19 protein-coding genes and 1 riboswitch are annotated in these 20,724 nt (G+C 71.3%); of the genes, 9 read left to right on the plus strand and 10 right to left on the minus strand.

Annotated elements, in window-relative coordinates; genetic code table 11:
* Positions 1-23: 23 nt before the first annotated feature.
* Both E5671_RS15620 and E5671_RS15625 read right to left on the minus strand, forming a co-directional pair.
* Entirely contained in the window at positions 24-467 is a 444-nt protein-coding gene (locus tag E5671_RS15620; protein WP_160504580.1) for an SRPBCC family protein, read from the minus strand.
* Positions 468-557: 90 nt separating this feature from the next.
* Complete coding sequence (locus E5671_RS15625; protein ID WP_160510209.1) at positions 558-1,307, minus strand: metallophosphoesterase; 750 nt, start codon at positions 1,305-1,307, stop codon at positions 558-560.
* Positions 1,308-1,637: 330 nt separating this feature from the next.
* Here E5671_RS15625 and E5671_RS15630 point away from each other — a divergent pair, with 330 nt between their 5' ends.
* On the plus strand, positions 1,638-3,434 hold the full coding sequence (locus E5671_RS15630; protein ID WP_160504581.1) for an AMP-dependent synthetase/ligase: 1,797 nt from the start codon (positions 1,638-1,640) through the stop codon (positions 3,432-3,434).
* Between the two features lie 126 nt (positions 3,435-3,560).
* Here the strand turns inward: E5671_RS15630 and E5671_RS15635 are convergent, their stop codons facing one another.
* Positions 3,561-4,703 (minus strand): glycosyltransferase family 4 protein, encoded by a 1,143-nt coding sequence (locus E5671_RS15635; RefSeq protein ID WP_160504582.1) that lies wholly within the window; start codon positions 4,701-4,703, stop codon positions 3,561-3,563.
* 114 nt (positions 4,704-4,817) lie between these two features.
* Between E5671_RS15635 and E5671_RS15640 the strand changes: the two genes are divergently transcribed.
* On the plus strand, positions 4,818-6,086 hold the full coding sequence (locus E5671_RS15640) for a glycosyltransferase family 87 protein (protein ID WP_160504583.1): 1,269 nt from the start codon (positions 4,818-4,820) through the stop codon (positions 6,084-6,086).
* Here E5671_RS15640 and E5671_RS15645 read toward each other — a convergent pair.
* The 5 genes from E5671_RS15645 to E5671_RS15665 all read right to left on the minus strand — a co-directional run bounded on the left by E5671_RS15645 (position 6,043) and on the right by E5671_RS15665 (position 11,515).
* Positions 6,043-7,239, minus strand: coding sequence for a hypothetical protein (locus tag E5671_RS15645; RefSeq protein ID WP_160504584.1), 1,197 nt, complete (start codon positions 7,237-7,239; stop codon positions 6,043-6,045). The two genes, E5671_RS15640 and E5671_RS15645, sit on opposite strands and share 44 nt — an antisense overlap.
* Positions 7,240-7,277: 38 nt before the next feature.
* The gene (locus E5671_RS15650; RefSeq protein ID WP_160504585.1) at positions 7,278-8,306 is read right to left on the minus strand and encodes an NlpC/P60 family protein; all 1,029 of its coding nucleotides are present in this window, start codon (positions 8,304-8,306) and stop codon (positions 7,278-7,280) included.
* 260 nt (positions 8,307-8,566) lie between these two features.
* Positions 8,567-9,598, minus strand: a complete 1,032-nt coding sequence (locus E5671_RS15655; protein ID WP_160504586.1) for an NlpC/P60 family protein — start codon at positions 9,596-9,598, stop codon at positions 8,567-8,569.
* 293 nt (positions 9,599-9,891) lie between these two features.
* Entirely contained in the window at positions 9,892-11,241 is a 1,350-nt protein-coding gene (locus tag E5671_RS15660; RefSeq protein WP_160504587.1) for an NYN domain-containing protein, read from the minus strand.
* A 34-nt stretch (positions 11,242-11,275) separates the two neighbouring features.
* On the minus strand, positions 11,276-11,515 hold the full coding sequence (locus tag E5671_RS15665; protein WP_160504588.1) for a hypothetical protein: 240 nt from the start codon (positions 11,513-11,515) through the stop codon (positions 11,276-11,278).
* Positions 11,516-11,653: 138 nt separating this feature from the next.
* On the opposite strand from E5671_RS15665, the gene E5671_RS15670 reads away from it, so the two are divergent.
* From E5671_RS15670 to E5671_RS15700, 7 genes are all read left to right on the plus strand, one after another.
* Positions 11,654-12,391, plus strand: a complete 738-nt coding sequence (locus E5671_RS15670; RefSeq protein ID WP_160504589.1) for a rhomboid family intramembrane serine protease — start codon at positions 11,654-11,656, stop codon at positions 12,389-12,391.
* On the plus strand, positions 12,388-12,669 hold the full coding sequence (locus tag E5671_RS15675) for an Lrp/AsnC ligand binding domain-containing protein (protein ID WP_160504590.1): 282 nt from the start codon (positions 12,388-12,390) through the stop codon (positions 12,667-12,669). Before E5671_RS15670 ends, E5671_RS15675 begins: the two co-directional genes overlap by 4 nt.
* 83 nt (positions 12,670-12,752) lie before the next feature.
* Positions 12,753-13,100 carry a small secreted hydrophilic protein gene (locus E5671_RS15680; RefSeq protein WP_160504591.1) on the plus strand — a complete coding sequence of 116 codons (348 nt, stop codon included), beginning with the start codon at positions 12,753-12,755 and terminating at the stop codon, positions 13,098-13,100.
* A 58-nt stretch (positions 13,101-13,158) separates the two neighbouring features.
* The gene (locus tag E5671_RS15685) at positions 13,159-14,538 is read left to right on the plus strand and encodes a sensor histidine kinase (RefSeq protein ID WP_237330593.1); all 1,380 of its coding nucleotides are present in this window, start codon (positions 13,159-13,161) and stop codon (positions 14,536-14,538) included.
* Positions 14,535-15,200, plus strand: a complete 666-nt coding sequence (locus tag E5671_RS15690; protein ID WP_160504593.1) for a response regulator transcription factor — start codon at positions 14,535-14,537, stop codon at positions 15,198-15,200. Before E5671_RS15685 ends, E5671_RS15690 begins: the two co-directional genes overlap by 4 nt.
* A gap of 75 nt (positions 15,201-15,275) precedes the next feature.
* Positions 15,276-16,688, plus strand: a complete 1,413-nt coding sequence (locus tag E5671_RS15695) for an SLC13 family permease (protein ID WP_160504594.1) — start codon at positions 15,276-15,278, stop codon at positions 16,686-16,688.
* Positions 16,689-16,731: 43 nt separating this feature from the next.
* A complete protein-coding gene (locus E5671_RS15700) occupies positions 16,732-17,940 on the plus strand; it encodes a glycerate kinase (RefSeq protein ID WP_160504595.1) in 1,209 nt (402 codons plus the stop codon).
* Here E5671_RS15700 and E5671_RS15705 read toward each other — a convergent pair.
* Positions 17,892-19,265, minus strand: coding sequence for an aminotransferase class V-fold PLP-dependent enzyme (locus tag E5671_RS15705; protein ID WP_160504596.1), 1,374 nt, complete (start codon positions 19,263-19,265; stop codon positions 17,892-17,894). The two genes, E5671_RS15700 and E5671_RS15705, sit on opposite strands and share 49 nt — an antisense overlap.
* A 167-nt stretch (positions 19,266-19,432) precedes the next feature.
* Positions 19,433-19,549: riboswitch (SAM riboswitch) on the minus strand.
* Between the two features lie 74 nt (positions 19,550-19,623).
* Positions 19,624-20,688 carry an anthranilate phosphoribosyltransferase gene (trpD, locus tag E5671_RS15710; RefSeq protein WP_160504597.1) on the minus strand — a complete coding sequence of 355 codons (1,065 nt, stop codon included), beginning with the start codon at positions 20,686-20,688 and terminating at the stop codon, positions 19,624-19,626.
* Positions 20,689-20,724: the final 36 nt, after the last annotated feature.

Raw genomic sequence — 20,724 nt, forward strand, 5'->3', positions numbered from 1 at the left:
GTGAACGTTAACCCCCCGTGGTCTCAGGCCTTGGGGCCCGACTCCACCCGCTTCTTCAGGCCCGCCAACGCCCGGTCGATGATGACCTTCTCCGCCTTGCGCTTGATCATCCCGAGCATGGGGATCTTGACGTCGACGGTCAGCTTGTACGTGACCTCGGTGCCGGTACCCGCGGGCCTCAGGAGGTACGAGCCGTCCAGCGACCGCAGCATCTGCGACTTGACGAGGGTCCAGCTGACCTCGTTCTCGCCGGTCCACGTGTACCCGAGGGTCTGGTCGTCCTTGATCGCGCCCGCGTCCATGACGAGGCGGACCTGCTTGGCGCGGCCCTGGTCGTCGGTGTCGAGGACCTCCGCCTCCTTCACCTCACCCGTCCAGTCCGGGTAGCGCGCGAAGTCGGCGATCACTCCCATCACCTCGGCCGGTGCCGCCTCGATCGTGATGCTCGAGCTGGTGTGTTCCGCCATCGCTGTGGCTCCTCCAGATGCGGTCAGGTACGGGGGGTGGTGTCTACGTGTGTGACGCGTGAAGGCTACCGCGCACGAAGTGGGCCCCCGTCACCACTCCAGGGCCCACGGCCTGCCCGAGCTCGCGAAGTGCCCCACGTTCACACACTCCGTCGCCCCGATCCGCATCCGCCGCGTCAGGGGCTGGTGGACGTGGCCGAAAAGTGCGTATCGCGGGCGGGTCTTGTGAATGGCCGCGAGCAAGGCACGGCTGCCGCGTTCGAAGCGGCGCGCGACGGTGTCGTACACGAGCTCGGGCACGTCCGGCGGGATGTGCGTGCAGAGCACGTCGACCTCGCCGACGGCCTCGATCTTGGCCGCGTACTCCTCGTCGCTGATCTCGTAGGGCGTCCGCATGGGCGTGCGGAGGCCGCCGCCGACGAACCCGAAGACCCGGCCGCCGATCTCGGCCCGCGCGCCGTCGAGGACGGTGGTGCCGGGGCCCGCGTACTCGGCCCAGAGGGTCGGCATGTCGACATTGCCGTACGTGGCGTACGTCGGCGTGGGGAAGGCGGCGAACATCTCGGCGTACTGCTTGCGTACCGCGCTCTCGATGGCGGGCCCGCGGTCTATGCCTGCCCACAGCCGCGCGCCCAGCTCCCTGGCCTCGTCGAAGCGGCGGGCGGTGCGCAGCTCGACGAGGCGGTCGGCGTTCTCCTCGCCGAAGAGGTCGGGGAAGATGCCGCGCGAGTGGTCGGCGTAGTCGAGGAAGAGGACCAGGTCACCGAGACAGACGAGCGCGTCGGCTCCCTCGCCCGCGCGGGCGAGATCCTTTGTGTTGCCGTGCACGTCACTGACCACATTGACCCGGAAACCTGGCATGCCGATCACCCTAGAACGAGCGGGCAAACGTGGGTAGAGGCACTGAGAAGGGGGCGGACCTGCGGTTACTTCCGAGTCGGGAATGGCGTGGCGTACTGTGCGGTTCAGACCACAACGACGTGTGACGCACCGAACATCTGGCCCGGACCCCCTACCGAACAAGCCATACCCATGGGTAACGTCCGGGCAGTCCAGTAGTGCTCCAGCCCTCTTTCCCCCCAGTTTCCACGGAGCACCTGCCCGATCTTGGACCGCACCGTCGCATCGCACAACGTCGTGGCGCCGGCGCCCTATGTAGGAGCAGCAGTCTTGCGCGAGTTCAGCCTTCCGGCCCTGTACGAGGTCCCTGCGGACGGCAATCTGACCGACATCGTCCGCAGAAATGCCGCGCAGCACCCGGATGTCGCCGTCATCGGCCGCAAGGTGAACGGCACCTGGCAGGACGTCAACGCCAAGACCTTCCTCGCCGAGGTGCGCGCCGCGGCCAAGGGGCTCATCGCCTCCGGGGTGCGCCCCGGCGACCGCGTAGCCCTGATGTCCCGCACCCGCTACGAGTGGACGCTCCTCGACTTCGCGATCTGGAGCGCGGGCGCGGTCACCGTGCCGGTGTACGAGACGAGTTCGGCCGAGCAGATCCAGTGGATCCTGGGCGACTCCGGCGCCGTGGGCATCATCGTCGAGCTGGACACGCACAGCGCGGCCGTCGAATCGGTGCGCGACCGGCTCCCCGACCTGGTCAACGTCTGGCAGATCGACCGCGGCGGCGTCGACGAGCTGAACCGCGCGGGCGCCGACGTCCCGGAGGAGACCGTCGACGAGCGCGGCGCGGTCGCGGGCGCCGACGACCCGGCCACCATCGTCTACACCTCGGGCACCACCGGCCGCCCCAAGGGCTGTGTGCTCACCCACCGCAGCTTCTTCGCGGAGTGCGGCAACGTGGTGGAGCGCCTGAAACCGCTCTTCCGCACCGGCGAGTGCTCCGTCCTCCTCTTCCTCCCCGTCGCGCACGTCTTCGGGCGCCTGGTCGAGGTCGCCGCGCTGATGGCGCCGATCAAGCTGGGCCACGCGCCCGACGTCAAGAACCTCACGGACGAGCTGGCGTCGTTCCGGCCGACGATGATCCTGGGCGTCCCGCGCGTCTTCGAGAAGGTCTACAACTCGGCGCGCGCCAAGGCGCAGGCCGACGGCAAGGGCAAGATCTTCGACAAGGCTGCGGACACGGCGATCGCGTACAGCCGCGCGCTCGACACCCCGAGCGGTCCTTCGCTCGGCCTCAAGATCAAGTACAAGACGTTCGACAAGCTGGTCTACAGCAAGCTGCGGGCCGTCCTCGGCGGGCGCGGCGAGTACGCGATCTCGGGCGGCGCACCGCTCGGCGAGCGCCTTGGCCACTTCTTCCGCGGCATCGGCTTCACCGTCCTTGAGGGGTACGGCCTGACGGAGTCGTGCGCGGCCACCGCCTTCAACCCCTGGGACCGCCAGAAGATCGGCACGGTCGGCCAGCCGCTGCCCGGCTCGGTCGTCCGGATCGCCGACGACGGCGAGGTGCTCCTGCACGGCGAGCACCTGTTCACGGAGTACTGGAACAACGAGGGCGCGACCGAAGAGGCGCTGGCCGACGGCTGGTTCCACACGGGCGACATCGGCACCCTCGACGAGGACGGCTACCTCCGGATCACCGGCCGCAAGAAGGAGATCATCGTGACGGCGGGCGGCAAGAACGTCGCTCCCGCGGTGATCGAGGACCGCATCCGCGCGCACGCGCTTGTCGCGGAGTGCATGGTCGTGGGCGACGGGCGGCCCTTCGTGGGCGCGCTGGTCACGGTGGACGACGAGTTTCTCGGCCGGTGGGCCTCGGACCACGGGAAGCCCGCCGGTTCCACGGCGGCGTCGCTCCGGGACGACCCGGATCTTCTTGCCGCGATCCAGACCGCGGTGGACGACGGCAACGCGGCTGTCTCCAAGGCGGAGTCGGTGCGTAAGTTCCGTGTCCTCTCGTCTCAGTTCACGGAGGAGTCGGGTCACCTGACGCCTTCGCTGAAGCTGAAGCGGAATGTTGTGGCCAAGGACTACGCGGACGAGATCGAGGCGATTTACCGCGGGTAGCGTTGGTTGCTCGCGCAGTTCCCCGCGCCCCTGACGGGGCGCCCCGTCAGGGGCGCGGGGAACTGCGCGCTCAGCCCATGACGGCAGTCAGTCGCGCAACAAGCCACGGCGGCTACCCGTAAGGCGCTACAGCAACTCCCGCAGCCTCTCCGCCAGGAGATCCCAGCGCCACCGCTCCTCCACCCACTCCCGGCCCCGCTCCCCCATCCGCGCCCGCAGCTCCGCGTCACCCAGCAGGGTGACGATCCGGTCGGCGGCGGCTTCCGGGGAGCCGCCCCGGACGACCCAGCCGGTCTCACCGTCAAGCACCGCGTCCGGCGCCCCGCCGGAGTCACCGGCCACCACCGGGAGCCCCGTGGCCGAAGCCTCCAGGTAGACGATGCCGAGGCCCTCCACGTCCAATCCGCCCCGCCGGGTCCTGCACGGCATGGCAAAGACGTCACCCGCGCCGTAATGCGCGGGAAGTTCCTCCCACGGCACCGCCCCCGTGAACCGCACGGAGTCCGAGACTCGGGTCTCGGCGGCCAGCTTCCGCAGCTCCTTCTCGTAGGGCCCGCCGCCCACCACGAGAAGCACGGCCTCCGGCTCCGCCGCCAAAATCCGGGGCATTGCAAGAATCAGCGTGTCCTGCCCCTTGCGCGGCACGAGACGCGAGACGCACACCACGACAGGGCGGTCCGTCAGGCCGAGGCGGGCCCGCACGGCGTCCCCGCCCGAGCCGGGGTGGAACGTCTTCTCGTCGACGCCCGGCGGCAGTTGGACCATCCGCCCGGCCGCCGCGGGCGACAGCGCCGCGGCGATGCGGGAGCGCGTGTACTCGCCCAGATAGGTGATCGTGTCCGTCGAGTCGCCGATGCGGCGGAGCAGTTGGCGTGAAGCGGGCAGCTGCGCCCACCCCGCCTCGTGCCCGTGCGTCGTGGCGACGAGACGCCGCGCGCCCGCCTTGCGCAGCGCCGGTGACATGAGCCCCAGCGGCGCCGCGGCCCCGAACCACACCGACTCGCAGCCGTGTTCCCGCAGGAGCGAGACCGCGCGCCGCGTGACGCGCGGGGTCGGGAGCAGCATCGTCGTGGGGTCGCGTACGACCTTGAAGGGTTGCTCCGCGTCGAAGGCGGCCGTGGCCTCGGCGCCCTCGCGTCCCCGCTTCCACGTGGAGGCGTAGACGACGAGCTGTTCGGGGTCCAGGCGCAGCGCCATGTTGTGCAGGAACGCCTGGATGCCACCGGGCCTGGGCGGGAAGTCGTTCGTGACGATCAGGGTCTTGTGCATCGTCGCCGACAGTACCGAAAGCCCGGCAGGGCGTGGGACGGCCTCGCCTCCCGGACGGCCCCGCCTCTTGGCCCCCGCACGACCGCGCCCGGCATCATGGCTCCCCGAACCACAATGAAGTATCCGAAAAGGGGCGTGGTGCGCGTGGCGCGGATCCTGACCGTGTGGGTCCTGACCAGGACCGTGCTGCTGCTCTGCGTCTTCAAGGTGCTCACCGCCCCCGGCCCCGACGTGACCAGTGACGTCGCCGTCATCTACCAGGGCTGGTACGAGGTCCTGCGCACCGGCACCTTCCCCCTCGACGACGTCACCTGGCAGTACCCGCCCGCCGCCGCCCTCGCGGTCCTCTCCCCCGCCCTGCTGCCCTTCGTGGACTACACGTCGGCGTTCTTCGTGCTCGCCCTACTCTCCGACGCGCTCGTCTGCGGACTGCTCCTGTATGCGGGCCGCCGGCCCGGCAAGTCCCTCCGGGGGGCCTGGGTGTGGGTCGTGGGCGTGGCGCTGCTCGGGCCGACCGTGTACGCCCGTTACGACGTGATGGTGACGGCCGTCGCGGTCGCCGCGCTGCTCGCCGGGGCGCGCCATCCCCGCACGATGGGGGCGCTCGCGGGGTGCGGCGCGCTGCTCAAGGTGTGGCCCGCCCTGCTGCTCATCGGCATGCCACGCGCGCGTGCCACCCGGAGTTCCTGGGGCGCGGCGGTCGCCACCGCCGCCGGTCTGACCCTCGCCTTCCTGGTGACGATGCCCGGAGCGCTCGCCTTCCTGACCTTCCAGCGCGACCGCGGCACCGAGGTCGAGTCCCTTGGCGCGCTCGTCTTCCATGTCGCACGCCACCTCGGCTGGCAGGGCGAGGTGCAGCTCAACTACGGCTCGGTGGAGTTCCTCGGCCCGTACGTCCCGCTGGTCAGCACCCTGGCGCAGGGGCTCTCCGTGGCGGCCTTCTGCTGGCTCCTGGTGTGGCGGCTTCGCGCGCGCGTCTGGTCCGCCAGCACGGTGGCGGACGCGGCCTTCGTCGCCGTACTGCTGTTCACGACGACGAGCCGGGTGATCAGCCCGCAGTACCTCCTGTGGCTGGTCGGGGTCGCCGCCGTGTGCCTGGCGTTCCGCGCGAGCCGCATGGCGCTGCCCGCGCGCCTGGTGCTCGCGGCCACGTTCGTCACGTTCCTGGAGTTCCCCATCTGGTTCTCGCACGTGGTGGCGAGCGACCCGCTGGGCATCGCCCTGCTCTTCGTACGCAATGGTCTGCTCGTCGCGGCGGCACTGCTCGCCTGCCGGAACCTGTGGCGGCAGACGGTGTCCGAACCACGGGCACGTGAACGCGCGTCGGCGCCCGCAGAGGTCAGCCGAGCTCCGCGCGAAGATACGTACGCCACCGCGCCGTGAACTCCTGCGGAGTGATGTCCAGGACGTCCCGCAGCGCGTCCTCCACCGCGCCCGGCCTCTTCTTGTGCTCGCCGACCGCTTCGTAGAAGCGCGTCAGGCGCTCCTCGCCCCACTGGTCCGCGATCATCCGGCAGGCCAGCCACGACCCTTCGTACGCCTGGGCCAGCTTCCCCGCGTCGCCGCTGAAGCCGAAGGCTTCGTCCTCGGGGAGCGCGCCGGGCAGTTGCTCCCGCTGGACCGCGCGGCGCAGTTCGGGGGCGGCCTGGGCGGCGGTGCGGCCCGTGCCGCGGTAGCCCACCCAGTCGGCGAAGCCTTCGGAGAGCCACAGGGGGGTCGCAGGTGAGGTGTGCGCGCGGGTCGCGACATGGGTCGTCTCGTGGGTGAGCACGACCTGCTTGCCGAAGTCGCCGAGCACGCCGTACGCCTCGGGGTTGACGATGATCCGGTCCGCGGGCGCCGCCCCGGAGCCACCCGTCTCCCCCGTGGTCACCGCCGCGATCCCCTGGTACCCGGAAGCGGGTGCCCCGAGAAGACCGGCCATGCCGTCCAGGGACTTGGGCACCATGACGACGACCCGCTGCGGCCACTTCTCCCGCCAGGCGTCCCGTACGAGGGGGACCGCCCGGTCGGCGAGGTGCGCGTACTCGCGCAGCGTCGTCTCGTTCCGCTCGCCGCGCCCGACGCCGAGCACGAGGCTGTGAGCGCCCCGTACGGACGTGACGGGCCCCTGGTCCCAGAGTTGCTGCGTGGCCTTCTTCGCGGGCCGTTCAGCGGCGACGTACCACTGTCCGTCGCGCTCCTGAAGCGTGAGCGCGCGCGACGTGGTGAGCGGCTCGCTGTCGTAGCCCTTGATCCGGTAGCGGAGGTCGGCGGTCGCCGTGGCCCGCGTGCCGGTCCGCTCGAAGGTGGTCAGGCGGTACTGCCAGGACTGGAGCGGGACCTCGCGGAGGTTGTCGTAGGCCTCGGCGGCCCCGGCATCGCGGCCCGTCGCGCGGTACGCCTTCGCGTCCCGGTCGAGCAGCGCCTCCGCGCGCCGGTCGAGCAGTCTGCGCACGTCGCCGGGCGCGGCGTCGGGCGCCGATGGACCACCGCACCCGACGAGCAGGGCGAAACAGATTACAAGGACCCACGACCCACGCCCGCGACCAGCCACGTTTCAGATCGTACGGGCAGCGGGCCGCGGGCCGCCGGTCAGATCCGCGTCACGGACGACACCGGCATCATGCCGACCGGGTCGTAGCGCACGGGGGCGCCGGGGTAGGGCGCGTGCACGACCTGGCCGTTGCCCATGTACATCCCGATGTGGCTCGCGTCGTCGCGGTAGGCGACGAGGTCACCGGGCTGCGCCTGGGCCAGCGGCACCTGGCGCCCCGCGTGCCGCTGGGCCTGCGAGGTGCGCGGCAGGCCGACGCCCGCCTGTGCGTACGACCACTGCATGAGGCCCGAACAGTCGAAGCCGGACGGGCCGTTGGCGCCCCACACGTAGGGCTTGCCGATCGCCGACCGTGCTGCCGCGATGGCGGCGGCGGCCCGCGCCGAGGACGGCCCGGCGCTCCCGAGGTCCGGCATCCCGTCGCGTCCCGCGCGCGATGTCCTGTCGTACTCCTCCCGGTCCTGCGAGGACAGCGAGTTGAGCAGCTTGCGTGCCTTGGCGAGCTTGTGCTCGACGCTGCGCTTGTGGCGGGCCACGGCGGTGCGGCTCTTCTCCAGCTCGGAGAGCTTGCGCCCCGCCTCCGTGCGCTCCTGGGCGAGGCTGCGCTGGGCCCTTTGCAGATCGGTCAGTTCACCGGCCTGCCGGGCGCTGATGCGGTCGAGCGCCGCCGCCGTGTCCAGGTAGCCGTCCGGGTCGGAGGAGAGCATCAGGGCGAGGGAGGGGTCGATGCCGCCCGAGCGGTACTGCGCCCCGGCGAGCGAACCGAGCGCGCCCCGCATCGTGTTGATGCGCTCCTGGCCGCGGGCGACGCTGTCCTTGGCCCGCTCGACCTGCCCGCGCAGCGTGTCCGCGCGCTCGTCGGCCTTGTTGTACGCCTCGGTGGCCTTCTCGGCCTGCTCGAAGAGGCGGTCCACCTTGGCCTTGGTGGTCGCCGGGGTGTCCTGCGGTGCGGCGCCCGCCGGTGTGGCGGCGAGGGCGGCCGCGGCGGTTGCCGCGGCGGCTGACAGGACGGTTACGCGCGTGCTCCGGTCCGGGCCGGACTGCGCGAGACGACGATGGGACCCCACGGGAAGCCGCTCTCCCTTCGCTGACGGACCCCCGGACAGAAGGACGAACCGGGGGAAAGTCCCCCCGATCCGTCGGGGGATGCGCGCGACAGTAGCCGTGGGATCACGTCACGGCCAAAGACCCTGCCGTGCACACAACGTGACGCCCCGCCGGAGACGCAGGTCACCGACGGGGCGCGGGGTCAGCTGGAGTTGCCGGAATTCGCCCGTTCGGACGGCACGCCGGTCGTTTCAGATGCGGACGCCTGAGGTCGAACCCCTCAGATGCGGACGCCGAACTGGAAGGAGCCGATTGTGGACATCGACTCGTAGCGCACGACGGCGCCCGGCTTCGGGGCGTGGAGCACCTGGCCGTTGCCCGCGTAGAAGCCGACGTGCGCGAGGCTGTTGAAGAACACCAGGTCGCCGGGCTTCAGCTCGCTGCGGCCGATCTTCGTGCCGTCGTTCTGCTGGGTGTACGTGGTCCGGGTGATCTGGACGCCGGCCTGGTTGTAACCCCACTGCGTGAGACCGGAGCAGTCGTAGGAGTTGGGGCCGCTGCCGCCGGAGACATAGGGCTTGCCGAGCTGCGTGGCGGCGGCGCTCAGGGCGGCCTGGCCGCGCTGCGACGCCGGGGCCTCCTTGCCGAGGTCCACGCGGTCGCCGGCGTCGCGGCTCGCGCGGGTCTCCTTGGCGGCGAGCTCCTGCTTCTCCTTGGCGGTGAGCGTGTTGAGCAGCTTCTGGGCGGCGCCGAGCTTGCTCTGGACTTCCTTCTTCTTCTTGCCCAGTTCCTTGCGCGTGTCGGCGAGGTCCTTGAGCTTGTCGGAAGCCTCCTTGCGCTCCTGCGCGAGGGTCCGCTGCTTCTCCTGGACCTTCTTGAGCGCCTCGACCTGCTGGCCGCTCAACTGGTCCATGGTGGACGCCTTGTCGAGGTAGTCGTCCGGGTCGGCCGAGAGGAAGAGCTGGACGGAGGGGTCGAGGCCGCCGGAGCGGTACTGCGCGCTGGCCATCGAACCGAGGCCGCCGCGCAGGTCGTTGAGGTCCTCCTGGCCGCGGGCGACCTTGTCCTGAAGCTCGCCGATCTCCTTCTCGAGCTTCTCCTGCTTCTCCTTGGCGCCGTTGTACCGGTCGGTGGCCCGGCCCGCGTCCTCGTAGAGCTTGTCGACCTTGGACTTGACCTCGTCCTTGCTCGGCTTCTCGCTCGGCGTCGCGTTGGCCGCCTGGGAGGTGAGTGCGACGGCAGCGGCGGCGGTGGCGGTGAGCACGGTCACGCGCGCGCGGCTCGGCTGCTTGGGTCGACGGTGGGACGCCACGAAGGCGGCTCCTTCTTCCTCCAGCCGCCTACCGAGACCCGGTCGGCGGGTACCACCGCTGTCACCCCGGATGGGTGATCAACCGAGCGGAGGTTCGAGGCGAGACCCTAGTGACCTTCTTGTGATCAGTTCAAATCCTGACCGGCAAAAAGAGGGGTGCGGGACGCATATTTTACCGATAACGCACAGGCGGTGATGATCGGTTGACGCTGCGTCGCGCAGGCGGCGCCCCAATTCGGGCATAGAGAACAGGAGTTACTTGCGCACCCTTATCCCCGCGGAAGCGGCGTACGTCAGCCGCGCGAAAGCCGCTTCAGAAGCACGGCCGAAGCGACGGGCCGCGCGCCCGCCTTCGCGATCCCGTCGGCCACTTCGCGGTCGGTCGAGACGACGACCACGGGGCGCCCGGGAGGCTCGGCACGCACCAGCTGGCGGATCACTTCGTCCGCGGTGACGCCCGGCTTGGAGAACAGCACCCGCACGCCGCGCGGCGGCGCGAGCAGCACGGGCGCGGCGAGTTCGGCACCGTCGAAGACACAGGTCATCTCGGCGCCCGTCTGCGCGGCGAGCTGCGAGAGCGAGCCGAGAAGGCGCAGCCGCTGTTTCTCCAGGGGCATCGTCGGATAGCCGGTCTTGGTGACGTTGTAGCCGTCCACGACCATGTGCGCCTGCGGCAGCGCGAGCAGCTGGTCGAGGATCGCCGGGTCGTTCTCGGAGAGCGCGCGGGCCGCGATGTCCTTGGGTGTCATCCGCCCCGGCTCGACGGCGTCCACGGTCTCGGCGGGCCGCACGGAGACGGGCGGCAGGGCCAGTTCGCGGCGCAGTCCCTGGGCGGACTCCAGGACCGTGTCGAGCAGCAGCCGCACCCGCATGTCCTCGACGCTGCGCCCCTCGCGCGCCGCCCTGCGGCTGGCCTCCAGGGCGGCCTCGGTCTCGCTGAGCCGCGCCTTGAGCCGCCTGGTCTCGCTCTCGGCGGCGGACAGCTGTGCCTGGCCCTCGGCCCGCGCGGCGTCGGACTCGGCCGCGGCCTTGCGCAGGGCCGCCTCGCCGCGTTTGACGTCGCTGAGGGCGCCGCGCAGCTTGCGATGCATCGATTCGGCTTCCTTCTTCGCCGACTCGAGCTCCGCGCGCAGCCGTTCGGTCTCGGCCTTCGTCTGACCGCGGGCTGCGGAGAGTTCCCCGCGCAGCCGTTCGAGCTCGGCGCGGGTCTCGTCGTCCACACGCTCGGCGTCGGCCCGCAGGGCCTCCTCGCCGGCGGCGGTCACCAGCTTCACCCAGCCGGTGGGACGCAGCACATAGGCCGCGGCCGCCACATCGAGGGGGTCCGCGGCCGGGGGTGGTGAGCCCGCGTCCAGGGCGCCGGTGAGCTCGGGCTCCGCCTCTCTGAGACGTTCGCCGATGCGCTGACGGAAGAGCGCGTCGCCCTCCAGGGCCGCCGCCATCGCGTTGCCCGCGAACTTCGTGCGACGGTTCGGCGTGAAGCGGGCGTACTGCCGCAGCTGTGCGGGCAGTTCGCTGACTGTGAGGCCGCCGAAGCCGTCCGAGACGATCTGGACGACCCGTCGGCGTACTCCGTCGGGCAGCGGGCGGTCGAGCACCTCAGCGGCGCCGTCGTCCGGCTCCCCGCTTGCGCTCTCCACCATCCGTCACCCCACTAGCTGTGCGGGGCCCGCTCCCTCAGGAGCCGGCGCCCGGCCTGTCCACGAGTTCCACCTGGTCCACCGCGTTGCACCAGCGGCAGCGCACCGACTCGATGGTCTCACTGACCACCTCGCGTTCCTCGACGTTCGACTCACCGGCCAGGTCGAGGTGCACGTATTCGACGACCTTCGAACTGCGGGTCACGTCGAAACGCGTGAGGTTGCCGCAGAGCTGGCAGCGCCACCTGGTGGTGTCGGTCGGCAGAGGAACCGTCATCGTGGCTGTTCGCTTTCCTTCGGAATTCCATGGTGCGTGGTGCCCGTAACCCTAAGGCCTGTAAGGGTCTCCATGCGGCGGCCCTCCACGCGGCGGGGCGGTCTGTACGGTTTGCCGCCCTTACGTCATGCTCTGTTCATGATCACGACGTGGGGTACGACGGCGGGCCGGATGCTCAGGGGGCAGTCCGCCCCGGTGACGTATGGCCTGATCGCCGTCTGCTGTCTGGTCTTCGTGATCTCGCCGGTGTCCGGGCTCAATCCCGTGCACGGCACCGGCGATGAGCTGCTCGCCGCCCAGCAGGCCTACTTCGAGCGCTGGGGCGTGGTCCCCACGGAGTTGTTCAGCGGGGCGATGCGGCCGCTGCTCGCCCCGGCCACCGCGCTCTTCGTGCACGGCAGCTGGCTGCATCTCCTGGGCAACATGCTGTTCCTCTTCGTCTTCGGGGCGATGGCCGAGGAACGGATGGGGCACCTCCAGTTCGCGCTCTTCTATGTCGGCTGCGGCTATCTCGCCCTGTTCGCCTACGCGGTCGCGCACGCGGGCTCCGACCAGACCCTGGTGGGCGCGTCGGGGGCGATCTCCGCGGTGCTCGGGGCCTTTCTCCGTCTCTTCCCCAAGGCGCGGGTCACCAGCCTCTTCCCGTTCCTCTTCTTCCTGCCGCTGCGGTTTCCTGCATGGGTGGTGCTGCCGTTCTGGGTGGTGCTGCAGTGGCTTGCGGCCTGGCAGGGCGCGGCTGGGCCCGGAGTGGCGTATCTGGCCCACCTGGTCGGGTTCTCCCTGGGCTTTCTGTACGCGTGGGGGCGCTACAGGGGGACAGCTAGAGTGAAGAAGCAGAAGCCAGCACCGGCTACCGAGGGAGACAGTCAGCCGTGATCACCGCGATCGTGCTCATCAAGACCAGCGTGGACCGGATCCCGGAGATCGCCGAGTCGATCGCCGCCCTCGACTGTGTCAGCGAGGTCTTCTCCGTGACCGGCACGTACGACCTGATCGCCATGGTGCGCGTCGCGCGCCACGACGACCTGGCCGACGTCATCCCCGGCAAGATCAGCAAGATCCCGGGAGTGGAGGCGACGGACACGCATGTCGCGTTCCGTACGTACTCGCAGCACGACCTCGAAGCGGCGTTCGCGATCGGCCTCGACTCCTGAGTCGCCCCTCCCGGGCGCCGGATGAGGGTTTCTTCATCCGCCGCTCATGCTTCTGACGCACCGCGCCCGGCACGCTCACCGTCATGGTCTTCACCCACCGCATGGCCGCCCTGGCGGCCGTCGTGGCGATCCCCCTCGGCATCGCCGCGACCAGCTACGCCCTGACCGACAGCCCCGAGCCACCCAAGGCCCCGCCCAAGGTGGAGCTGGAGAGCGGCTCGCCGTCAGCCCCGTCAGCCCCGTCGGCGCCATCACCGTCCTCGCCCTCCGCCAAGCCCACCACCCCCCGGCCGACTCCGAGCGACGAGACGGTGTCCCCGCCGCCGGTGAGCGAGAATTCCTCGGGCGATGACAACGACGACGACGGCAACGAAGGAAGCGGCGGCGGCCAGGGCGACAACGACGACGACGGCCCCGGTGACGACGGCTGAGCGCCCGCACCGCTGGATATCCGCCCGTGTCCGGATCCTGCTCTGGCTGCTCGTGGTGATGACCGTCGCGCTCACCGCGGTCGCGGCCACCACCCGCTCCGTCCTGCTGCGCGACGTCGACCACCGCATCGACCGGCTGCTCGCCCAGGAGACCGCGGAGTTCACCAACCTCGCCCGCGAAGGGGTCGATCCCCAGACGGGCGAGAAGTTCAGCGCTCCCGACCCACTCCTGCGGCTCTTCCTCTCCCGGCAGTACGCCGACCCCGACGAAGAGCTCCTCGGCCTGGTCGGCCGCCCCGGCAAGGCACCCGCGAAGAAGGAACAGTCACGCGAGGCGCGGATCGACCATCCGCTCGCCGAGGACACCGCGGCACTGCGAGCGGTCTTCGAGTCCCCGGACGCGACCGGCACGCTGCACCGTGACCGGGGCGAGGTCCGCTGGGCGAAGGTGGAGATCGCGGCGAGCGGAGGCCATCCGGCGGCGGCGTTCGTCGTCGCCTTCCACCCGGCGGGCGAACAGGCCAAGGCGGGTGACGTGTTCACGATGCTGCTCGCCATCTCCGGGGTCGCGCTCCTGATGACGACCGGCATCGGCTGGGCCGTCGCCGGCCGCATCCTCAAGCCCGTACGCCTGGTGCGCACGACCGCCGCACAGCTCACCGAACAGGATCTGACCCAGCGCATCCCGGTGCAGGGCAGGGACGACATCGCGGCCCTCGCCGAGACGTTCAACGGCATGCTCGACCGCCTGGAGCGGGCCTTCGCCGCGCAGCGCGAGTTCGTGGACGACGCGGGCCACGAGCTGCGTACGCCCATCACCATCGTCCGCGGCCATCTGGAGCTGATGGGCGACGACCCGGGCGAGCGCGAGGAGACGATCCGGATCGTCATGGAGGAGCTCGACCGGATGAGCCGCATCGTCGAGGACCTCCTCCTCCTCGCCAAGGCCGAGCGCCCCGACTTCGTCACCCCCGAGCCGGTACAGCTCGCCGAGCTGACCGCGGACGTCTTCGTCAAGGCGCGGGCGCTCGGCGACCGCGACTGGCAGCTGGCCGAAGTGGCCGAGGGCGAAGCGGCTCTCGACCCGCAGCGCATCACCCAGGCGATGGTGCAACTCGCCCAGAACGCCGTCCAGCACACCGTCCCCGGCCAGCGCATCGGCATCGGCTCGCGCAGTTCGGCGGGCCTGATCGAGCTGTACGTCGCCGACAGCGGGCCCGGCGTCCAGGCGCAGGACGCCTCGGTGATCTTCGAGCGCTTCCGGCGCGGCACCGCACGCCGCGGCTCCCGCGCCACCGGCGCCGGACTCGGCCTCGCCATCGTGCGGGCCATCGCCGAGGGGCACGGCGGCCGGGTCGAGCTGCGGCCCACGATGCCGGGCTCCGGCGGCGCCACCTTCGTACTCGGCTTGCGAGAACAGGAACCAGGACAGCCATGAACAACCGGATTCTCATCGTCGAGGACGAGGAGCGCATCGCCTCCTTCGTCGAGAAGGGCCTGCGCTCGAACGGCTTCACCACCAGCGTCGTCGGCGACGGAGAAGCGGCCTACGACTACGCCCTGACCGGCGGCTTCGACCTGGTCGTCCTGGACATCGGCCTGCCCGGCAAGGACGGCTTCACGGTTCTGCGGCAGCTGCGCGAGGCCCGCGTGACCACACCGGTCATCGTGCTGACGGCGCGCGACTCGGTCCGGGACACGGTGGCGGGCCTCGAAGGCGGAGCCGACGACTGGATGACCAAGCCGTTCCGCTTCGAGGAGCTGCTCGCGCGGGTGCGCCTGAGGCTGCGTACGGCGGCGGGCGCACCGGAGGTGACGGTGCTGCGCGGCGGGGATCTGACGCTGGATCTGCGTACGCGCAGGGCGCGTTCGGGCGAGCGGACCGTGGATCTGACGGCACGTGAGTTCGTGCTGCTCGAACTGTTCCTGCGCCACCCGGGGCAGGTGCTCTCCCGGGAGCAGATCCTCTCGCACGTGTGGGGATACGACTTCGACCCCGGGTCCAACATCGTGGACGTGTACGTACGGGCGCTGCGCAAGAAGCTGGGCGCCGAGCGCGTGGAGACGGTGCGCGGGATGGGGTACCGCCTTCCGGGGTGACATCCGGGGCAGCGGGTGAAATTCCTTTCATCCGCGGCTCATTGAGGGCTCACGGCCGAGGCCGAGTCTCGATGCGTGACCCTGAATCCCCGCCAAGCCATCACCCTCTGCATAGCGCTGAGCCTGTGCGCGCTGCTCGTGGTGCCCGGCAACTTCCCCGGCCTGAGCGGCGACGCGCGGGTCACCCTCGCCGTGTTCGCCCTGGCGACCTGTGCGTGGATCGGTACGCCGATCGACGACACGTACATCGCGCTCGGCGCCGGGCTCGCGCTCACCGCGACCGGCGTGATCAGCAGCGACACGCTCTTCGGCACCCTCGGTGACGAGACGGTCTGGCTGCTGATCTGCGCCTTCGTGCTCGCGGCCGCGGTGGCCCGCAGCGGTCTCGCGGGCCGGGCCGCGGCCTTTCTCGTCAGCGGGGCGCGCGGCGTACGGCAGTTGACGCATCTGACGACGGCCGCCCTGGTCGTGACGGCCTTCGCGGTGCCCGCCACGTCGGGCCGCGCCGCGCTCGCGCTGCCGGTCTTCCTCGCGCTCGCCAAGGTCCTCGCCGACCGGAAGCGCCTGGTGGTGATGCTGGCGCTGCTGTTCCCGACCGTCATCCTGCTCTCCGCGGTCGCGACCTTGATCGGCGCGGGCGCGCATCTGATCACGGTGTCCGTGCTGTGGGAGGCCACCGGGGAGCGGATCGGCTTCACGCAGTGGCTGCTGCTCGGCCTGCCGCTCGCCGTCGCCTCGTCCCATCTGGCGGCGGAGGCCGTCCTGTTGACGACGACCCGGCGGGCCGATCGCGAGGGCCCGGTCCTCATCACCGTCGAGCAGCTCCAGGAGCACAGCGAGCAGCCGGTCTCCGGGCCCTGGGAGCCCGCCGAGACGCGCTGCGCCCTCCTGCTCGCCACGGTCGTCGCGCTGTGGTGCAGCGAGCCGTTGCACCAAGTGCCGCCCGCCGTGGTCGCGTTGATCGGCGCGGTCGTCGCCTCGTCCCCCGCTCTTGGCACCGTACGCCTGAAGGACGCGCTGAAGACGGTGCCGTGGTCACTGCTGCTCTTCATGGCCGCGACCATGGCGATGGGCGTCGCGCTCGCCGAGTCGGGGGCGGCGAAGTGGCTGGTCGGCGGGGTTCCGCTCGACGTGTCGCCCTGGCTCTTCCTTGCCGTCGTCGTGGCGGTCAGCACGGCCGCGCACCTGGTCCTGCAGTCCCGCTCGGCCCGCTCGTCCGTCCTGGTCCCGCTGGTCGTCGCGGCGGCCGTCGGCGCGGGCGTCAACCCGGTCGCGGCCGCCCTCGCCTCCACGGCGGCCGCCGGCTTCTGCCACACCCTGCCCGCATCCGCGAAGCCCGTCACGCTCTTCGCCGACATCCCCGGCACCCCCACCTACACCCCGCGCGACCTGCTGCGCCTCTCCGCGGTCCTGGCACCGCTTTCCGCCGCCCTCGTCCTGCTCTTCGCCGTGGCGCTCTGGCCGCTGCTCGGCGTACCCGTCCGCTGAACCCGCCCTTGAACCCGCCCTTGAATCCACTCTGGAGACCCACGTGCTGACCCACTTCGCCATCGCCCCCAGCGGCTTCAAGGAGTCCCTGTCCGCGCAGTCCGCGGCCGAGGCCATCGCCGAAGGAGTACGCCGTGTCGTGCCGCACGCCGAGACCGATCTGATCCCCCTGGTGGACGGCGGCGAGGGCACCGCGCGCGCCCTGGCCACCACGGGCGGCGGCCGCCTGGTCGCGCTGCCCGCCACCGGCCCGGTCGGCCAGCGGATCGGCACGCACTTCGCGCTGCTTCCGTCCGGCACCGCCGTGGTGGAGATGGCCGCGGTCGCCGGGCTCTCGCTGGTCCCGCGCGATCTGCGCGACCCGGGCGCCACGACGACGTACGGCGTGGGCGAGCTGATCCGCGCCGCGCTCGACGCGGGTGCCCGCCGCATCCTGGTGGGCTGCGGCGACTCCGGCACGTCGGACGGGGGCGCGGGGGCGCTCCAGGCGCTCGGCGCCCGGCTCCTGGACGCGGACGGCTGGGAACTGCCGTGCGGCGGCAGCGAGTTGACCCGGCTGAGCCGCATCGACCCCTCGGGCCTCGACCCCCGCCTGAAGGTCACCGAGATCCGCGTCGCCTGCAACCCCTTCAACGTCCTGACCGGCGAGCGCGGCGTCGCCCGCGTCTTCGGCCCGCAGAAGGGCGCCACCCCCACGCAGGTGGAACAGCTGGCGGCGGGCCTGGAGCACTGGGCGCACGTCCTGACCCGCGACCTGCACGTCACCGCGGACCTCTCCCTCGGCCCCGGAACGGGCGCCTCCGGCGGCCTGGGAGCCGGTCTCGCGGCGCTCGGCGCCCAGCTCCTCCCCCGCTTCGACGTCCTGCTCGACCACCTGGACCTGGACGCCCGCCTGGCCCGCGCCGACCTCGTCGTCACCGCCGAGGGAGCCCTGGACCACCAGACGCCGCGCGGCAAGGTCCCCGCCGAAGTGGCTCGGCGCGCCAAGCTCTCCGGCCGCCCTGTCCTGGTCCTCGCGGGCACGATCGGCCAGGGCGCGCACCACGTACGGGAGGAGGGCGTGGACGCCTACAGCGCGATCCTGCCCGCTCCGGTCTCGCTGACCGAGGCACTAGGGAGGGGGGCTGAGTTCCTCACCGACGCGACCGAGCGCGCCCTGCGGATGATCGTCCTGGGGTCACGTCTGAGGGGACGGCCCAAGGCTCAGGCCGCCGTGGTGTCCGGCACGCAACGCCCGTCCTCCGTGCGGTAGTTCCAGCGCGCGCCGTCCGCCACGAGCTCCTTGACGGCGCGCACGAAACGCTCCACGTGCTCGTCGGGGGTGCCCGCGCCGAAGCTGACGCGGATGGCGTTCAGGGACTTCTCGCCGGGCGCGGCCTCGGGGGCGCCGCACTCGCCCTGGGACTGCGGGTCGCTGCCGAGCAGGGTGCGCACCAGCGGGTGGGCGCAGAAGAGACCGTCGCGTACGCCGATGCCGTACTCGGCGGAGAGCGCGGCGGCGAAGTGCGAGCTGTTCCAGCCGTCGACGACGAAGGAGATGACGCCGACGCGCGGCGCGTCGTCGCCGAAGAGCGAGAGCACCTTCACCGCGGGCACCTCGGCGAGTCCGTCGCGCACCTTCGCGATGAGGTGGCGCTCACGGGCGACGAGCTCGTCGAAGCCCGCCTCGGTCAGCGCCTTGCAGGCGGAGGCGATCGAGTACACGCCGATGACGTTCGGCGAACCCGCCTCGTGCCGCGCGGCGGTGTCGTGCCACTCGACGTCCACGCCGCCATCGGTGCGCCGCGCGACCTTCCGCGACGCGCCGCCGCCCGCGAGGTAGGGCTCGGCCTCCTTCAGCCAGTCGGAGCGGCCCGCGAGGACGCCCGAGCCGAAGGGCGCGTACAGCTTGTGACCGGAGAAGGCGACCCAGTCGACGTCCAACTCGCTGATGGAGACCGGGTGGTGGGGCGCGAGCTGCGCGGCGTCCAGGACGATGCGGGCGCCGTGCGCGTGGGCGGCGGCGGCCAGCTCCTTGACCGGCCACAGCTCACCGGTGACGTTCGACGCTCCGGTCACGCAGACCAGGGCGGGCCCGTAGGGATCGCGGTCGGCGAGGGCGCGCTCCAGGGTGGCGACGGCCTGGTCGGGGGTGCGCGGGGCGTTCAGGTACGTCACGCGGGCGTCGCGCCAGGGCAGCAGCGATGCGTGGTGCTCGGTCTCGAAGACGAAGACCTGGCAGTCGGCGGGGAGCACGGCGGCCAGCAGGCCCAGCGAATCGGTGGTCGAACGGGTGAAGACGACCTGGTCGTCCTCGCGGCAGCCGAGGAACTCGGCGACGGTGACCCGGCTGTTCTCGAAGAGGTCGGTGGAGAGCTGCGAGAGGTACCCGGCACCACGGTGCACGCTGCCGTAGTACGGCGCGTACGCGGCCACGTCGTCCCACACCCGCTGCAGGGCCGGGGCGCTCGCGGCGTAGTCGAGCGCCGCGTAGGTCACCTCGCCGCCGGTGACGAGCGGCACGGTGACGTCACGGCCGAGGACGGGCAGCGGAGCGGCACAGACGGATCGGTCGGCGGCAGCGGTGGTGACAGACATGGCGAACTCCCGTGGGAAGGCAGGCGAGTTCACTGCGAGAGCGCTCGTACGGCGCCGCAGTGATGAAGAGAAAAGGAGGTGCGGAAAAGGGGCCGGAAAGCCCTATCGCATTCGCTTGCTCACGAGACTGCTCCCTTGAGGACCAGGACCCCAGGGTTGTTCGCAGGGGTCCGCGCTTGCCATGGACCTTGCTGTCCACGGCCTGGTCTTCACCCGGGGCACCCCGCCACGGACGGAGGGTTGCCGGACAGCGAGCCGGGGCCTAATCGCTGTCACTCATGACCTGCGCAGCATCTTGCCACACGATCTTCTCGGTGCCCACCGCAGTCCGGCATCCGGACTGCGGTGGGCACCACACTCACCTGTTGCTGGCCGCCACCCACAGCTCAAGGGCCTTCTTCGCGGCCCCGGAGTCGATCGCCTGCGCCGCCTTCGCGATGCCGGCGCCGATCTGCTCCACGAGGGTCCCCTCGCCCGGCGAGAGGGCCACCAGGGCCGCCGCCGTGTTGAGCAGCACGGCGTCCCGCACAGGGCCCTTCTCGCCGTCCAGGAGGCGCAGCGCCACCTCGGCGTTGTACGAGGCGTCGGCGCCCCGCAGCGCCTCGACGGGGACGAGGTCGATGCCGACGTCCCGCGGGTCGAAGGCCTCCTCGCGCACGGCGCCGTCCCGTACGACCCAGACCCGGGACGTCGAGGTGGTCGTCAGCTCATCGAGGCCGTCGTCGCCGCGGAAGACGAGGGAGGAGTTCCCGCGCTCGGCGAAGACCCCGGCCACGATCGGCGCCATCCGCGGGTCGGCGACCCCGACCGCCTGGGCGCGCACCTTGGCCGGGTTGGTGAGCGGACCGAGGGCGTTGAAGACGGTCCGGATGCCCAACTGGCTGCGCGCCGCTCCGGCATGCCGCAGCGCCGGGTGGAACTTCACGGCGAAGCAGAAGGTGATCCCGGCTTCCTCGGCCACCTCCACGACCCGATTCAGCGGCAGCTCGAGGTTCACCCCGAGCTTCTCCAGGACGTCGGAGGCGCCCGATGCGCTGGAGGCCGCGCGGTTGCCGTGCTTGACGACCTTCGCGCCCGCGCCCGCGGCCACGATCGCGGACATCGTGGAGATGTTGACGGTCTTGGCACCGTCACCGCCGGTGCCGACGATGTCGACGGTCTGCCCCGGCACCTCGATCACATTGGCGTGCTCGTACATCGTGCGTACGAGGCCGGAGATCTCCTCCACGGTCTCGCCCTTGGCCCGCAGCGCGACCATGAAGCCCGCGATCTGCGCGTCGGTCGCCTCGCCGCGCATGATGCGGTCCATGGCCCAGGCGGTGTCCTCTGCGCTCTGGTCGCGCCCCTCGAGCAGCCCGTTCAGTACACCGGGCCAGGAACGGGCCGCCGCGGTGTTGCCTCCTGCGGGGGTCACAGCGCTCATATGCCGCTCCTGGGTTCGTCTAGGCAGGGTCAGGAA

Source organism: Streptomyces sp. BA2 (assembly GCF_009769735.1).
Classification (GTDB): domain Bacteria; phylum Actinomycetota; class Actinomycetes; order Streptomycetales; family Streptomycetaceae; genus Streptomyces.

What these genes read in the sequence shown, in the direction of transcription:
- E5671_RS15665 (WP_160504588.1), bottom strand. Translation starts at nt 11,515, where the DNA reads ATGACGGTTCCTCTGCCGACCGACACCACCAGGTGGCGCTGCCAGCTC.
- E5671_RS15705 (WP_160504596.1), bottom strand. Translation starts at nt 19,265, where the DNA reads ATGTCTGTCACCACCGCTGCCGCCGACCGATCCGTCTGTGCCGCTCCG.
- E5671_RS15685 (WP_237330593.1), top strand. Translation starts at nt 13,159, where the DNA reads ATGACCGTCGCGCTCACCGCGGTCGCGGCCACCACCCGCTCCGTCCTG.
- E5671_RS15640 (WP_160504583.1), top strand. Translation starts at nt 4,818, where the DNA reads ATGAAGTATCCGAAAAGGGGCGTGGTGCGCGTGGCGCGGATCCTGACC.
- E5671_RS15680 (WP_160504591.1), top strand. Translation starts at nt 12,753, where the DNA reads ATGGTCTTCACCCACCGCATGGCCGCCCTGGCGGCCGTCGTGGCGATC.
- E5671_RS15635 (WP_160504582.1), bottom strand. Translation starts at nt 4,703, where the DNA reads ATGCACAAGACCCTGATCGTCACGAACGACTTCCCGCCCAGGCCCGGT.
- E5671_RS15670 (WP_160504589.1), top strand. Translation starts at nt 11,654, where the DNA reads ATGATCACGACGTGGGGTACGACGGCGGGCCGGATGCTCAGGGGGCAG.
- E5671_RS15620 (WP_160504580.1), bottom strand. Translation starts at nt 467, where the DNA reads ATGGCGGAACACACCAGCTCGAGCATCACGATCGAGGCGGCACCGGCC.
- E5671_RS15690 (WP_160504593.1), top strand. Translation starts at nt 14,535, where the DNA reads ATGAACAACCGGATTCTCATCGTCGAGGACGAGGAGCGCATCGCCTCC.
- trpD (WP_160504597.1), bottom strand. Translation starts at nt 20,688, where the DNA reads ATGAGCGCTGTGACCCCCGCAGGAGGCAACACCGCGGCGGCCCGTTCC.
- E5671_RS15660 (WP_160504587.1), bottom strand. Translation starts at nt 11,241, where the DNA reads ATGGTGGAGAGCGCAAGCGGGGAGCCGGACGACGGCGCCGCTGAGGTG.